Origin of the sequence: uncultured Sphingomonas sp. (assembly GCF_913776855.1) — a bacterium.
GTDB lineage: Bacteria > Pseudomonadota > Alphaproteobacteria > Sphingomonadales > Sphingomonadaceae > Sphingomonas.
This window is the reverse complement of record NZ_CAJYQD010000039.1, coordinates 117,630-132,384: the sequence shown is the minus strand read 5'-3', so window position 1 is coordinate 132,384 and position 14,755 is coordinate 117,630. Positions and strand designations below refer to the sequence as shown.

Here is a 14,755-nt window from a genome sequence, read left to right as displayed (position 1 = left end):
GATAAAAGGGGAGCAAGTGCAACGATGGCAAAGATCGGGACGGTCTGGGACCGGGCAGTGGATTTCGTCCGCGACCATGGTGGACAGGCGATGCCGGTGCTGCTGGCGACGCAGTTCGCGGTGCCGGCGATCAGCGGCAGCATGAACGGCCTTCGCACCGAAGCGACCGGAGGCACGGCGGCGGCGCTGGGGCTGGTGTCGGTTGTGGCCGCGCTGATCTCGCTCTGGGGTGCGCTCTACCTGATCGCCTTTGCCGCACAGCCGGATGGGCAGGAACAGCACCGCGTCGCGCTGTCGCTGGCAAAGCGCCGGTTCCTGCCGATGATCGGCGTCAGTATCGTCCTGATGGCGATCCTCGCCGTTCTGGCGATACCGGGCGTCGTGCTGGCGGTGGCCAGCGGGTTCGACTTTACCTCGGTCATGAACGGTGTTCCGCCGCAGCCGGCGGAGATCGCCCGGCTGGGCATGGCGCTGCTGTATTTCCTCGCGCTGGCGCTGGTTGTGCTGTGGGTGTCAGCGCGGCTGCTGCCGATCAACGCGGTCGTCGCACTGGAGCGCCGCGGCGTCGGCGCGATCCGACGGGCGTTCGACCTGACGCGCGGCATGACGTGGAAGCTGATCGGCGTGCTGATCCTCTACGCCATCGTCGCCGGGGTCGCGGTATCGGCGGCGCAGTTCGTGGTCGGTGGCATCGTCGGCCTGTTGACCAGCAGCAGCGGCGCCCTGTCGCCGACCATCATTGCCACGTCGATCGCCGTCGCGGCGGTCAGCGCGGCGCTGGCGCTGTACCAGAGCGCTTTCGTCGGCAAGCTGTACCGCGATATCGTCGGCCGGCAGGATGACGCGGCCGTCTTCGCATGAGGCTGAACGTCGCTGCCGCCTGCCAAGAAGCACTGGAACTGTGGAAGCGCGAACGCGACGTGATCGCCGCGGTCGCAGGTGTTTTCTTCTTCCTGCCCAATCTGGCGCTGGCGCTGTTCATGCGTATGGACAGCGTCGCAGCCCGTGCGGGCGCGCAGGACGATCAGGCGCTGCTGGCGACGATGCAGTCCTATCTGGTCGATAACGCCCCGCTGCTGGGGTTCCAGATGATCGCGGAACTGGTCGGGGTCGCGGTGCTGCTGGCGCTGCTGCTCGACCCGGCCCGCCCGACGGTGGGTGAAGCGCTGCGGATCGTCGCGCGACGGCTGCCGGTGCTGCTCGCCGCGACGGTGCTGCTGAATATCGCGATCGCCGGTGGCATGTTGCTGTTCCTCGTGCCGGGCCTGTACGTCATCGGTCGCGCCGCGCTGGTGCTGCCGGTCCTGCTCGGCGAGCCGGAGCGACGCTTCGGCGATGCGGTGGGCCGGGCGCTGGACCTGACGCAGGGACGGGTGATCCAGCTCCTGTCGCTGCAGGCGCTGATTTTCGTCGGCGCCTATTTTGTCCAGAGGCTGTTGCAGGGCCTGGCCGGCGTAGCGTCGTCGGGGGGCGGCAATCCCGTCACGATGGGGATGCTGGCGGTTTCCACCGCCGCGGTATCGATGGCAACCACCATCGCCTATACGCTGGTCCGCGCGACGATCTATCGCCGGCTTGCCAGCAACGGATAATGCGGTGCGCAGTCGTCGGGCAGGACCCCGGCGACGCGCGGATCGGCAAAGGTTTCGATCGTTCGCTGGTACGGCACGAAGCCCGACCGGCGATAGAAGCCCAGCGCGCCGGGGTGGTCGAGCGTGCAGGTATGCACCCACACCCGCCGTACATCCTTTGCCCATGCCATCGACAAGGCGTGCGCCATCAGCCAGCGACCATGGCCCTTGCCGGCGAGTTCGGGGATCAGTCCGACATAGGACAGCTCGCATTCGCCGCTTGCACGGAAATCGAGTTCGAGCATCCCGACCTCGATTCCCGCCCGATCTACCACCGCCCACACGCGGACGCCTTCGGCGTGGAGGATCGCTGCCAGCCGATCGTCGTCCATGACCAGGCGCGAGAACCACAGCCACGGACCGCCGACGCGCCGGAACAGCGCACGATAACGCTCAATCCCCGGCCGCTCCCACCGCACCAGTCGGAGCGGCGAGGCGGGTAGCGGCGCAGGACGCGGCCGCTCCAGCATCTCCAGCGAGGTGACGATCGTCGCGACCTCGCCCGGCTTGACCGGGATCAGCCCCATGGCGTCAGCTCCACGTCGCGAGCGGCGGCAGGCTCATCAGGATCGCATCGATATTGCCGCCGGTCTTCAGGCCGAACAGCGTGCCACGATCATAGACGAGGTTGAATTCGGCATAGCGCCCGCGCCATTCCAGCTGTCGCGCGCGATCGGCATCGTCGAACGGCATGTCCATGCGCCGGCGCACCAGCTGCGGATAGATCGACAGGAACGCTTCACCGACAGCGCGGGTAAAGGTGAAGTCGACGTCCCAGTCGGTGCCGAGATGGTCGTAGAAGATGCCGCCGACGCCGCGATGCACGCCGCGGTGCGGGATGTAAAAATAATCATCGGCCCATTGTTTGAACTTCGGATAATGCGCCGGGTCATGTGCGTCGCACGCCGCGCGCATCGCATCGTGGAAGTCGGCGGTATCCTGCGCATAGGGGATGGGCGGATTGAGGTCGGCGCCGCCGCCGAACCAGCGCTTCGTCGTCACGAGGAAGCGGGTATTCATATGTACTGCCGGCACATGCGGATTGGCCATGTGCGCGACCAGGCTGATGCCCGTCGCAAAAAAGCGCGGGTCCTCGGCCGCACCGTGGATCGACTTGGCGAACTCGCCCTCGAAGGTGCCGCCGACCGTAGAGACGTTGACGCCGACCTTTTCGAACACGCGCCCCTTCATCACCCCGCGCACCCCGCCGCCGCCGGGCGCGCCCGACGGATCGGTCCGGTCCCACGGGGTATAGGCAAAGGCGGCGTCCGATCCGGCCTCGCGCTCAATCGCCTCGAACGCGGCACAGATGCGGTCGCGCAGCGATTCGAACCAGGTGCGGGCGGATTGTTGCTGATGGTCGAGCGGTTGCATAAAACGCGACTTAGGCCGGATTACGCACCCCCGCAAAGCCTCACCGTCATCAACGGTAGAAACCGGTGTCAAAAACAGGCTCGACTGCGCTAGTCGAGCGCTTTACCAAGAGGGCAGCAAGACGGAAGTCATCGGTACGGCGCCCCAATATCGCTGATACCGGTTACCATCAGGAGAGAACGATGTTCGAACGGACCTATTATGCCACGCACCCGGACATGATGGAATGCGTGTCGAACGAGGAGTTGCGCGATCGGTACCTGATCGACGGGCTGTTCCGCGAGGGCGAATGCGTGTTGAACTACACCCATGCCGACCGGTTCGTGATCGGCGGCGTGGCGGTGGGCGATGCCCCGGTGAAGCTCCCTGCGCAGACCGAGCCGAAGTCGGCGGAAGGACATCCCTTCCTCGAGCGGCGCGAGATGGCGGTGGTCAACGTGGGCGGGGTCGACGGCACCGTGACCGTCGATGGCGAAGTGTTCACCCTCGGTAACAAGGACTGCGTATACGTCACGATGGGCGCCAGCGACGTGGTGTTCGGCGGTACGGGTGCGCGCTTCTACATCGCGTCCTGCCCGGCGCATAAGGGCTTTCAGACCCGCAAGCTCGGCATTGCCGACGCCAATGCGCTGGAGCGTGGCAGTCTGGAGGAATCGAACGAGCGGACGATCTATCAGCTGGTCATTCCCGGCGTGTGCGATTCGGCGCAGCTGGTCATGGGCCTGACCGTGCTGAAGCCCGGCAGCGTGTGGAACACCATGCCGCCGCACATCCATGAGCGCCGCAGCGAAATCTATTTCTACTTCGAACTGCCGACCGACAACGACAAGGTATTTCACTACATGGGTGAGGGTGAGGCGATGCGCCACATCGTCATGGGCAATGAGGAAGCGGTGATCTCGCCGCCCTGGTCGGTCCATATGGGATCGGGCACCCGCGCCTATGCCTTTATCTGGGCGATGGCGGGCGAGAATCAGGACTATACCGACATGCAGGTCCTCGACATCTGTCAGCTGGCGTGAACGCGATGGTGAACCCCTTCGATCTGTCGGGCCGGGTCGCGGCCGTCACCGGGCCCAATACCGGCATCGGTCAGGCGATCGCGGTCGCGCTGGCGACAGCCGGGGCGGATGTCGCGCTGATCGGGCGGACCCCGGCCACCAATACCGCGCAGCAGGTGCGGGCGCTGGGCCGCCGGGCGGAAATCGTGTCCGCCGACCTGTCGACCATCGAACCCGTCGCGCGGGTCGTGGCGGAGACGCTCGACAAGCTTGGTCGTCTCGACATTCTGGTCAACAATGCCGGGATCATCCGCCGCGCCGATGCGGTGGACTTTACCGAGGAAGACTGGGACGCGGTGGTCGACACCAACCTCAAATCGGTCTTCTTCCTCTCGCAGGCCGCCGGGCGGCACATGATCACGACCGGCAAGGGACGGATCATTAACATCGCCTCGATGCTGACCTTTCAGGGCGGGGTGCGCGTGCCGAGCTACACCGCGTCGAAATCGGGCATCGGCGGGCTGACGAAGCTGCTGGCGAACGAATGGGCAAGGCACGGCGTGACGGTCAACGCGATTGCGCCCGGCTATATCGCCACCAACAATACCGCCGCATTGCAGGCCGATCCGGTGCGCAACAGCGCGATCGTCGATCGCATTCCGGCCGGGCGCTGGGGCGATGCCGCCGATCTGGGCGGTGCGGCCGTCTTCCTCGCCTCCGATGCCGCCGCCTATGTGCAGGGGCATATCCTCGCCGTCGATGGCGGGTGGCTGGCGCGATGATCCTGTGCTTCGGCGAATTGCTGCTGCGCCTGACCGCGCCGGGTCGCGAGCTGCTGATGCAGACCGGGCGGTTCGACGTCCATGTCGGCGGGGCGGAGGCGAATGTCGCCGTGGGCCTCGCCAATCTCGGCCATACCAGCGCGATGGTCAGCGCGGTGCCCGACAATCCGCTGGGGCGCGGCGCGGTCGCCGCGATCCGCGCGCAGGGCGTCCACTGTTCGCGCGTGGCGGTGCGCGACGGGCGGATGGGGCTGTACTTCCTCAGCCCCGGTGCCGGATTGCGCGCGTCCGACATCGTGTACGACCGTGCGGGGTCGAGCTTTGCGACCGCGCCGGCCGATAGCTGGGACTGGGATGCGCTGCTGGCGGGCGTCACCCGGCTGCACCTGTCGGGCATCACGCCTGCCTTGGGTGACGAAACCGCCAAGGCGGCGATCGCCGCGGCCGAGGCTGCACGTGCGCGCGGGCTGACCATCTCGTTCGACGGCAATTACCGTGCCCGCCTGTGGGAAGCGTGGGACAGCGACCCGCGCGCCGTGCTGACCCGGCTGGTCGGGATGGCCGACCTGTTGTTCGGCAACCACCGCGACGTCTCGCTGCTGCTGGGCCGACAGTTTTCGGGCGATGGTGAAGATCGCCGGCGCGAGGCGGCCGAAGCGGCGTTCGCGGCCTTTCCAAACCTGCGGCACATTGCCTCCACCGCGCGTCACGTCGACGATGCCGATCGCCACCGCCTGTCGGCGCGGATCGATACGCCGGCCGGGTCGGTGCAGACCGACGAAGTGGCGATCGCCGGCATCGTCGACCGGATCGGCGGGGGCGATGCCTTTGCCAGTGGTGTGCTGCACGCGCTGATGTCCGGCCGGGACGAAGCGACGGCGGCCCAATGGGGGCTGGCCGTGGCAGCGCTCAAACATTCGCTGCCCGGCGATTTCAGCCTGTTTCGTCAATCGGATATCGACGCATTCCTGTCCGGCGGGCTGGACGTTCGCCGCTGATCCTAGCATAGCGGGGCGGGGGAACGGCCGCGGGGGCGCCACGTTCCGTCATGGATGCGAGGCGACGTGGAACAGGGCGGCGAAACGAGCGGACGGGCGGCCAGCGACGACCGCCGCATCGCGCTGGAGATCGCCGGCGTGGATGGCGGTACCGATCCGTTCGTCGCCGCCGTCCGCGCGACGCGGATGCCGATGCTCATCACCAATCCGCGCCTGCCCGACAATCCGGTGGTGTTCGCCAACGATGCCTTTTGCCGGATGACCGGCTATCGCCGCGATGCGATCATCGGTCGCAATTGCCGGTTCCTGCAAGGGCCGGATACCGATCCGGCGGCGGTTGCGCGGATCCGCGATGCCGTGGCGGCGGTGCAGTCGATCGAAATCGATGTCCTGAACTACCATGCCGACGGTACGTCGTTCTGGAACCGGCTGCTGCTGGCTCCGGTGCATGACGCCGATGGCAAGCTCGTCTATTTCTTTGCGAGCCAGGTCGACGTCACGCTGGAACGCGCGCGGCTGGAGGGGCTGGAATCCAGCAATGCCGCGCTGCTGGCCGAACTGGCCGGCCGGTTTCGTGAACAGGAAGAGCGCGAACGCGAGATGCTGTTCGCGCTGGAGGCGGGACGGTTCGGCACCTGGTCGTTCGACCGTGCCACGCGCCAGCTGACCATGTCGGCGATCTGCCGGACGAATTTCGGCTTCGATGCCGATTACCCGCCATCGACCGCCGAAATCTCGGCCATCGTGCATCCCGACGATCGGCCGGCGGTTCTGGCGGCGATCGAGGCCAGCTTCGCCGGCGCGCCGCTGGAGATCGAGGTGCGCATTCGCCAGGCGGACGGCGACATCCGCTGGATCGCCAGCCGGGGGCAACCGACGCTGGACAATGATGGCGATGTCGTCCGCCTGACCGGCGTGTCGATCGACGTCACGATCTACAAGCGGCTGGAGCGGATGCGCGCGGCGATGGCCGAGCTGAACGATGCGCTGCGCCTGCTCGACGATCCGGTCGACATGGGGGTCGCGGCGGCGCGGATCATCGGTGAGGCGCTGGGTGTCGACCGGGTGGGGTACGGCGTGGTCGATCGCGCGGCGGAGACCATCACGATCGAACGCGACTGGAATGCGCCGGGGGTGACCAGCATCGCTGGCGTGCTGAACTTCCGCGACTATGGCAGCTATATCGACGACCTGAAGCGCGGCGAGACGGCGATCGTCGAGGATGCGCGTGCCGATCCGCGCACCGCCGGCACCGCGCAGCAACTGGAGGCGATCAACGCCCGCGCGTTCATCAACATGCCGCTGACCGAACTGGGCGGGGTCGTCGCGCTGATCTACACCAATCACAGCGAACCCAGGGTGTGGCGCGACGACGAGATCGCGTTCGTCCGCGAGGTCGCCGAACGGACCCGCGCCGCGACCGAACGCCGTCGGGCCGAGCGCGAACTGGCGGCACTGGCCGAATCGCTGGAGGAACAGGTCGTCGACCGTACGAAGGCGCTGGTGACCGCACAGGACGCGTTGCGCCAGAGCCAGAAGATGGAGGCGATCGGCCAGCTGACCGGCGGCGTCGCGCATGATTTCAACAACCTGCTGACCATCGTCCGATCGTCGGTCGACCTGTTGCGCCAACCGACGTTGAGCGACGAACGGCGCGAGCGGTATCTCTCTGCGATCAGCGATACGGTCGATCGCGCCGCGAAACTGACCGGGCAGCTGCTGGCGTTCGCCCGTCGGTCCGCGTTGCAGCCGCAGGTGTTCGACGTAAACGAAGCGGTCGCGGCACTGGGCGACATCGTGCGGACGCTCGCCGGATCGCGGATCGCGGTGACCATCCGTCGCTGCGACGCGCCGGTGTTCGTCGATGCCGATCCCAACCAGTTCGATACGGCCATTGTCAATTTCGCCGCCAATGCCCGCGACGCGATGCAGGGGGAGGGGGGGCTGGTCCTGTCGGTTGATCGCGTCGACGGCATCCCCGCCGCGCCCGGTGCCGCCGCACAGCCGGGCCGGTTCGTCGTCATCACCGTGGCCGACACCGGCAGCGGCATCGACGACGAAACGCTGACCCGCATCTTCGAACCGTTCTTCACGACTAAGGAACTGGGCAAGGGTACCGGTCTCGGTCTCAGCCAGGTGTTCGGCTTCGCGAAGCAATCGGGCGGGGAGGTCCGCGCGCGCAGCGAGCCGGGCAATACCGAATTCGCCCTGTACCTGCCGCAGGTGACGGGTCCCGACCCAGCCACCGCGCCGGTCCGCGAGGTGCCGGAACCGCTGGCGGGCGACGGGCTGCGCGTGCTGGTGGTGGAGGATAACGTCGCGGTCGGCACGACCACGACGCAGGCGCTGGAGGCGCAGGGGTTCGTGCCGGTGCATGTCGTCGATGGACAGGCGGCGCTGGCGCTGCTGGCCGGGCAGTCCGACGGGTTCGATATCGTCTTTTCCGACGTGATGATGCCGGGGATCGATGGCGTCGAACTGGCCGCGCGGGTCCGCGATCGCCATCCCGGCCTGCCGGTGCTGCTGACCAGCGGCTATAGCGACGTGATCGTCCGCCACGGTACCATGGGGTTCGAGTTGCTGAACAAGCCCTATACCATCGGCCAGTTGGTCGTCGCGCTGCGCCGGGTCGCGGGGCGTTGATACCGCACCCGGCCGTGCCCGCGCGCGGTTTCGTGCCGCTCTACACGCTGGCCTATTGCGGGCTGTTCGTCGCGTTCATGCCGTTCGTGTCGATCCTGTTGCAGGTAAAGGTCGCAGCGATCGATCCGGCGAACCGGGTCGCGTTGCTGGGATGGGCGGTGCTGGGCGGTGCGGTCGTCGCCAGCGCGGCGAACATCGCCGCGGGTTGGCTCAGCGACCTGCACTGGCGCCGCAGCCGCAGCCGGCGGCTGCCGATCGCGGTCGGCCTGATCCTGCTGGCGCTGGCATTCGCCGCCATCCACCGCGCCGGCGACCGAACGTCGCTGCTGGTCGCGATCGCGCTGTGGCAGGTCGCGCTGAACCTGATGTTCGCACCGATGGTGGCGGTGATGGCCGATGAAGTCCCCGACGCGGCCAAGGGGCGGGTGTCCGGGCTGCTCGGCATTTCGCATCCGATCGGCATGATGTCGGCCGCTGCCGTCACCGCGCCCCTGTTCCCGACCGAGGGACTGCGTTTTACCGCAAACGTCGTCCTCGCAGCATTGATGATCGGACCATTTCTCCTGTTCGCACGCGAGCGGGGCGGCGGGGGCGATGCGCGGCCGATCGAGACCGTACCGGCTGACGTCGTGCGCGGCGATCTGGTGCGGGCATGGGTGGCGCGGCTGGCGATGCAGGTCGCGGGCAACGGGCTTACCGCCTATGCCTTTTTCCATTTCGCCGATCGCTGGCGGGGGGCGGGTGATGCCGCCGGCCCGGTTGCCCAGGCGATGGCCATCGTCACCGGCGTCGTCGTCGTCGCCACGATCCTTGCCGGCCGCTGGTCGGACGGCGTGGGCGGGCGCAAGCCGTTTCTGGGCGGCGCGACATTGCTAGTGATCGCCGGGCTGATCGGCATGGCGGTGGCGCCGGCCTTTGTCGGGGCGGTCATCGGCTATGGCATTGCGCAGACCGGCCTGTCGGTGTTCCTGGCGCTGCATTCGGCGCTTGCGATGCAGATGCTGCCGTCGCCTGCCACGCGCGGGCGCGACCTGGCAGTCTTGAACCTGACCAACACGCTGCCGGCCTGTGTTCCGCCGCTGCTCGCCGCACTGGTACCGGCGGGAGCGGGGCTGGGCGCGGTATTCGTCGTGCTGGCGCTGGTCGCGGCGATCGGCGGTGGGACGGCACTGGCGATCCGTTCGGAGCGCTGACCGGCTTCGTGCGTTGCTGAGGGTCAAGTCCATCGCCGGGAGTGCCTGATGATCCGTCTGTTCCATGTCAGCGACGTTCATTTCGGCGCGGAGGACAAGGCGGCGATCGCGTGGTTCGGCGAAGCGGTTCGCCTGGAACAGCCCGATGCGATCATCATGACCGGCGACCTGACGATGCGCGCGCGCACCGCCGAGTTCGAGGCGGCGGCGGAATGGCTGGAGAGCCTCGGCCGTCCGGTGACGGTAGAGGTCGGCAACCACGACCTGCCGCTCTACAATCTCTTCGCCCGGTTCGTACGTCCCTATCGCCGGTACAAGCGGCTGGAGCGGATGATCGAGCGTCCGTTGGAGATCGATGGCGTCGCGATCGTGCCGCTGAAGACCACGGCGCGCTTCCAGTTCCGGTGGGATTGGTCGAAGGGGTATGTCAGCGATGGCGCTCTGGCGCGGACGCTCCGCCTGATCCGACGGGTACCGAAGGACGACCTGATCCTTATCGCCGCTCATCACCCCCTGATCGATGTCGGTACGAAGTCGAGCGGAGAGACACGTGGCGGCGCGGCGGCACTGGATGCGGTCGTGGCGGCGGGCGCCCATGCGGTGCTGTCGGGCCATGTCCACGACCCCTTCGACATTCCCTACGCGGCTTCTGGGGGGGAGTTGCGCATGGTCGGTGCCGGCACCCTGTCGACCCGCACCCGCGACGATCCACCGTCGTTCAACGAAATCCGGATCGAGGGAAAGCGGTTCGAGACGATCGCGCGAAAGATGGGGGCGGAGGATACGCCCGTGACCGTGGGGGTATAGGTCGGCGAGCGCTTCCTCAGCCATGTTGCATCCCCGCGAAGGCGGAGATGCAGGATGTTGACGCAAGGCCCATCAATCAGCGCCCTGGCCCCGGCCTGCGCGGGGGTGCGCTATGTGCTGGGACCGATCGACCTTCAGCGCATTGGACGACCGCTATGTCCCCCATCGTCACTCTCGCGTGGGCGGAAGTCCATCTGCGCTAAGGTCGCGAATCCAGCTGAAGCGGCAGCGGTATGGATTCTCGCCTGCGCGGGAATGATGGAAATCCACGATTGGCGCTGAATGTCGATCCGGCCTGGTCCGACGGACCGTACGGCGGCGATCCAATCGGGCCGTTAGCCGCGCCAACCCCGGATGCGGGACCTTAGGACAGCCGCTGCCCGATCAACGTGCCCTTGGTCCCGCGATTGACCAGTTCGAACCGGAAATTCGGCCACCGCTTGCGCCAGCGCTGCGCGACGACGCGCTCGCCCGGCCGCGCACCATCGTCGAGCATCACGACACCCCCGACCGGCAACCGGTCGAACAGCGTCTCGGCGGCACCGCGCACATAGGGATGGATCGTCCAGGGCGGCCCGTCGATCAGCAGCAGGTCGACCTTATCGGGCAACGCGTCGATGTCATACCAGACGCCCGGCCAGTCACCGGGCGCGGCAACCAGCGGTGCGGCGCGCAGGTCGGCGGCAATGCCATGTTCGGCCAGCCAGTCGCGCGTCGCATCGACGAATCCGGCGTGCTGGTCGAAGCTGATGAGCTGCCCGCCGCCATGCTTGGCCAGTGCCGCGCCGGTGACGAGGCTCGATGCGCCGGTACCCAGTTCCACGACGGTCTGCGGGCGGGCGGCGGCGATCTGGTCGACGATCAGCGACAGATACCCGGTATCCGCCTTCCAGCTGCCGAGGTTCGGCAGGGCGTCGGGGGCAAGGCCCAGCTCGGCCATCAACCGCACCTTGTCGGCCTTCTTGCCGCCCGACAGGCTGCGCAGCAGCCACGGCCACTGGATCGCACCGAACGCGATGGTGAACAGCTTGTCGGACAGGCTGCGGCGCAACTCGTCGGGCCACAGGTCCGCATCGGCAAGCGGCAGCAGCGAGGTCTTGGCACGCGATGTCATGGCGTCTCTTGGATGGTTCCGCCAGCGTGCGGACGCACTCTCGCTATACGGTTACGATCCAAACGAAAAGGGCGGCCCGATACCGGACCGCCCCAATCGGTACGCATTTGGCCGCAAACCGGAACCTTTTCGGCTCCCGCGCGTGCCTTTGCGACTTAGCGCTTCGAGAACTGGAAGCTGCGGCGGGCCTTCGCCTTGCCGTACTTCTTACGCTCGACGGCGCGGCTGTCGCGGGTCAGGAACCCGGCGGCCTTGACCGGCGCACGCAGGACCGGCTCGTACCGGGTCAGAGCCTGGCTGATGCCATGCTTGACCGCGCCGGCCTGGCCCGACAGGCCGCCGCCCTTGACGGTGCAGATCACGTCATACTGACCATTGCGGTCGGCAACACCGAACGGCTGGTTGATGACGAGGCGCAGGGTCGGACGTGCGAAATACACTTCTTGGTCACGACCGTTGATCGTGATCTTGCCCGAACCCGGCTTCAGCCAGACGCGCGCAACGGCATCCTTGCGACGGCCGGTCGCATAGGCGCGACCGTACTGGTCGATTTCCTGCGCACGCAGCGGCATCGTCGGACGGGGTGCTTCGACCGGAGCGGCGGGAGCTTCCGCGCCGTCGGTCTGCGGAGCCGACGCCTGCGGTGCGGCGGCGGCCGGCGCCTGCTGACCGGTCAGGTTCGCGAGGTCGGAAAGGGACTGGCGGTTGTCGGACATTATGCGCCCACCTTGTTCTTGCGATTCATGCTCGCGATGTCGAGAACCTGCGGGTTCTGCGCTTCATGCGGATGCTCGGCACCCTTGAAGATGCGCAGGTTGCGCATCTGCTCACGACCCAGCGGGCCACGCGGAATCATCCGCTCGACGGCCTTTTCCAGGACACGCTCGGGGAAACGGCCTTCGAGGACCTTCTCGGCGGTGACCGCCTTGATGCCGCCGGCATAGCCGGTGTGCTTGTAATAGGTCTTCGTCTTCGCCTTGTTCGAGGTGAAGCGAATCTTGTCGGCGTTGATGACGACCACGTTGTCACCGCAATCGACGTGCGGGGTGAACGACGTCTTGTGCTTGCCGCGCAGTACGTTGGCGATGATCGACGCAGCGCGACCGACCACCAGGCCGTCGGCATCGACGATATGCCACTTCTTCTCCACCTCGTGCGGCTTAACCGACTTGGTGGTCTTCATGAGCGCCTTCATGGGCGTTGGACCTTTCGGATATATGACGCGTCCACCCCGAACCGGGACGGTGCGAACGCCGGGCAATTGCCCGCACCGACGCAATAAGTCAAGTAAAGTGCGGCTTTGCTGACGGGTATCTAAATACCATACGGACGGCGCAGCGTGATCCGGGTCGTGGCGATCGATATCGCGTTGCCGCTTTCGATGCGTACCGTGGAGGTTTGCCGCACGATCATGCCGGTCGCCGCGTCGACGGCGCGGACCATGCTGCTGGTCCGTCGACCGCCCGGCCGGCCGCCGGTCGCAGCGATGTCGCCGGTCAGCCGTTCCTCGGCGATCAGCTCGCGTCCTTCGGCATGGATGCGTTCGGTGCCGGTCACTTCCGACCCGGCGCCGAACGGTGGCGCGCCTGGGCGGCGGACCGGCCGTTCGGGCTGCACGCCCAGACGCAGGACATCGGGGGCGAGGAGGTTGGTCAGCATCGATCCCAGCATCGCCACCTGCTGTCGCTCGGGCATTGCGCGCAGCGGTGCAGTCAGGCGGGCGAGCATTGCCGACTTCGCCGGGTCGCTGCCCCCCTGCGCCGCAATGGCATCGACCAACGCGGACCAGATGGCGGCCCGATCGATTACGTCGGTCACTTCACCCCGGTCGGACAGGCGATAACGGATCGGCCGTCCGCGCAGGGTCGCGAACGCGCGTTCGAACATCGCGCCGGGACCGCCCGACAGGCTGCCGTCGACCGTCTCGATCACCATGTCGGCGACCAGCCCGTCGGCCGTGCGCCGGAACCGGACGCTGCGGTCGGTGGTGTAGCGGCGGACGGCACCAGCGTCATCGCGCTGCTGTTCGATATGATAGCGATACTCGTTGTCCAGCACCGGCGCGAAACCGGTGGCCGCCGTGGCTTCGATCGCGGGCGGGGGCAGGGCGATCATCGCCGGCCGACGGCGTGCGCCCCCCAGGTGGTGGCGACGACCAGTAGCGCGCCGCCCAGCTGGTGCAGCGCAGCGACCTCGATCCGCACCCCGGTCATCACCGTGCTGACACCCAGCAGGATCTGCACGCCGAACGCGATATGGATCGCCCGCGCGACCTCGGGATGGCCGGTGCGCTTGGCAGCGCGTGCGAGGATTATCAGCGCGGCAACCGCGACCCATGCCCACCAGCGATGGATGAAGTGAACGATATAGGGATCGTTGACGATCGCATCCAGCGGAGCGCGCAACGCCCACTCGTCGGCCGGAAAGAAATGCCCGTTCATCAGCGGCCATTGGTTGGTGACCAGCCCGGCGTTCAGTCCGGCGACCCATGCGCCGAACAGCAGCTGGACGAACAACACCAGCAAGGTGATCGCCGCGATCGCCGTCATCCGCGCCGGACGGGCATAGCGGTCCGCCGCCAACTCGCGCAGGTCGAGCGCGGTCCATACCGTACCGGCCAGGATCACCAGCGCATTGAGCAGATGCACCGACAGGCGGATATGCGACACATCGGTCCGCACCGACAGGCCGGAGGCTACCATCCACCAGCCGATCGCCCCCTGCAATCCGCCCAGCGCCAGCACTGCCACCAGGCGCCCCTTGTAGCCGGTGGGAATCGCACCGCGGATCCAGAACCACGCCAGCGGCACGGCAAAGGCGACGCCGACCAGCCGGGCCAGCAGCCGGTGGAAATATTCCCAGAAGAAAATGCCCTTGAACTGGGCCAGCGTCATGCCTTGGTTCAGCAGCTGATATTCCGGAATTTTCCGGTAATTGGCGAACTCCGCCTCCCACTGCGCGGCGTTGAGCGGCGGCAACGTGCCCGACAGCGGCTTCCATTCGGTGATCGACAGGCCCGATTCGGTCAGCCGGGTGATGCCGCCGACCACCACCATCGCGACGACCAGCGCGGCGACCCACCAGAGCCAGCGGGCGACAGCGCCCGGACGGGCACGCGAGGGGAGGGGGGGGGCGAGCATCGCCGGTGTCTAGCGCGGCGGCGACAGGCAAGAAAGGGGGGCATATGGCTTTACCGCCGGTTGCGTGCCTGT

General features: G+C 67.1%; 15 protein-coding genes. 8 read left to right on the top strand and 7 right to left on the bottom strand.

The window, feature by feature from the left end; all coding sequences use genetic code 11:
- Nucleotides 1–24 precede the first annotated feature (24 nt).
- Both QZ755_RS12435 and QZ755_RS12430 read left to right on the top strand, forming a co-directional pair.
- Complete coding sequence (locus QZ755_RS12435; RefSeq protein ID WP_294323268.1) at nt 25–861, top strand: hypothetical protein; 837 nt, start codon at nt 25–27, stop codon at nt 859–861.
- Nucleotides 858–1,592: a hypothetical protein gene (locus QZ755_RS12430; protein ID WP_294323266.1), complete on the top strand. Its 735-nt coding sequence runs from the start codon at nt 858–860 to the stop codon at nt 1,590–1,592. The genes QZ755_RS12435 and QZ755_RS12430 overlap by 4 nt, the downstream gene beginning before the upstream one ends.
- Here QZ755_RS12430 and QZ755_RS12425 read toward each other — a convergent pair.
- The gene (locus tag QZ755_RS12425) at nt 1,565–2,158 is read right to left on the bottom strand and encodes a GNAT family N-acetyltransferase (protein WP_294323264.1); all 594 of its coding nucleotides are present in this window, start codon (nt 2,156–2,158) and stop codon (nt 1,565–1,567) included. The two genes, QZ755_RS12430 and QZ755_RS12425, sit on opposite strands and share 28 nt — an antisense overlap.
- A gap of 4 nt (nt 2,159–2,162) precedes the next feature.
- Nucleotides 2,163–3,005 (bottom strand): oxygen-dependent coproporphyrinogen oxidase, encoded by an 843-nt coding sequence (gene hemF, locus QZ755_RS12420; RefSeq protein ID WP_294323262.1) that lies wholly within the window; start codon nt 3,003–3,005, stop codon nt 2,163–2,165.
- Between the two features lie 182 nt (nt 3,006–3,187).
- Between hemF and kduI the strand changes: the two genes are divergently transcribed.
- From kduI to QZ755_RS12390, 6 genes are read left to right on the top strand one after another with little or no spacing between them, the layout of a single operon-like run.
- The gene (kduI, locus tag QZ755_RS12415) at nt 3,188–4,027 is read left to right on the top strand and encodes a 5-dehydro-4-deoxy-D-glucuronate isomerase (protein WP_294323260.1); all 840 of its coding nucleotides are present in this window, start codon (nt 3,188–3,190) and stop codon (nt 4,025–4,027) included.
- A gap of 5 nt (nt 4,028–4,032) precedes the next feature.
- Nucleotides 4,033–4,788 carry a 2-dehydro-3-deoxy-D-gluconate 5-dehydrogenase KduD gene (kduD, locus tag QZ755_RS12410; protein ID WP_294323345.1) on the top strand — a complete coding sequence of 252 codons (756 nt, stop codon included), beginning with the start codon at nt 4,033–4,035 and terminating at the stop codon, nt 4,786–4,788.
- Nucleotides 4,785–5,786 (top strand): sugar kinase, encoded by a 1,002-nt coding sequence (locus tag QZ755_RS12405; RefSeq protein ID WP_294323258.1) that lies wholly within the window; start codon nt 4,785–4,787, stop codon nt 5,784–5,786. The genes kduD and QZ755_RS12405 overlap by 4 nt, the downstream gene beginning before the upstream one ends.
- A 54-nt stretch (nt 5,787–5,840) precedes the next feature.
- On the top strand, nt 5,841–8,429 hold the full coding sequence (locus QZ755_RS12400; protein WP_294323256.1) for a PAS domain-containing protein: 2,589 nt from the start codon (nt 5,841–5,843) through the stop codon (nt 8,427–8,429).
- Between the two features lie 14 nt (nt 8,430–8,443).
- The gene (locus QZ755_RS12395) at nt 8,444–9,622 is read left to right on the top strand and encodes an MFS transporter (RefSeq protein WP_294323254.1); all 1,179 of its coding nucleotides are present in this window, start codon (nt 8,444–8,446) and stop codon (nt 9,620–9,622) included.
- 48 nt (nt 9,623–9,670) lie between these two features.
- A complete protein-coding gene (locus QZ755_RS12390; protein WP_294323251.1) occupies nt 9,671–10,429 on the top strand; it encodes a metallophosphoesterase in 759 nt (252 codons plus the stop codon).
- Nucleotides 10,430–10,793: 364 nt separating this feature from the next.
- Here the strand turns inward: QZ755_RS12390 and QZ755_RS12385 are convergent, their stop codons facing one another.
- The 5 genes from QZ755_RS12385 to QZ755_RS12365 form a co-directional block, all read right to left on the bottom strand.
- Nucleotides 10,794–11,543, bottom strand: a complete 750-nt coding sequence (locus QZ755_RS12385) for a class I SAM-dependent methyltransferase (protein WP_294323250.1) — start codon at nt 11,541–11,543, stop codon at nt 10,794–10,796.
- A 155-nt stretch (nt 11,544–11,698) separates the two neighbouring features.
- Nucleotides 11,699–12,259, bottom strand: coding sequence for a 30S ribosomal protein S9 (gene rpsI / locus QZ755_RS12380; RefSeq protein ID WP_294323248.1), 561 nt, complete (start codon nt 12,257–12,259; stop codon nt 11,699–11,701).
- The gene (gene rplM, locus QZ755_RS12375) at nt 12,259–12,738 is read right to left on the bottom strand and encodes a 50S ribosomal protein L13 (protein WP_082456865.1); all 480 of its coding nucleotides are present in this window, start codon (nt 12,736–12,738) and stop codon (nt 12,259–12,261) included. The genes rpsI and rplM overlap by 1 nt, the downstream gene beginning before the upstream one ends.
- A 119-nt stretch (nt 12,739–12,857) precedes the next feature.
- A complete protein-coding gene (locus QZ755_RS12370; RefSeq protein WP_294323241.1) occupies nt 12,858–13,658 on the bottom strand; it encodes a hypothetical protein in 801 nt (266 codons plus the stop codon).
- On the bottom strand, nt 13,655–14,683 hold the full coding sequence (locus tag QZ755_RS12365) for a COX15/CtaA family protein (protein WP_294323238.1): 1,029 nt from the start codon (nt 14,681–14,683) through the stop codon (nt 13,655–13,657). The genes QZ755_RS12370 and QZ755_RS12365 overlap by 4 nt, the downstream gene beginning before the upstream one ends.
- Nucleotides 14,684–14,755 lie beyond the last annotated feature (72 nt).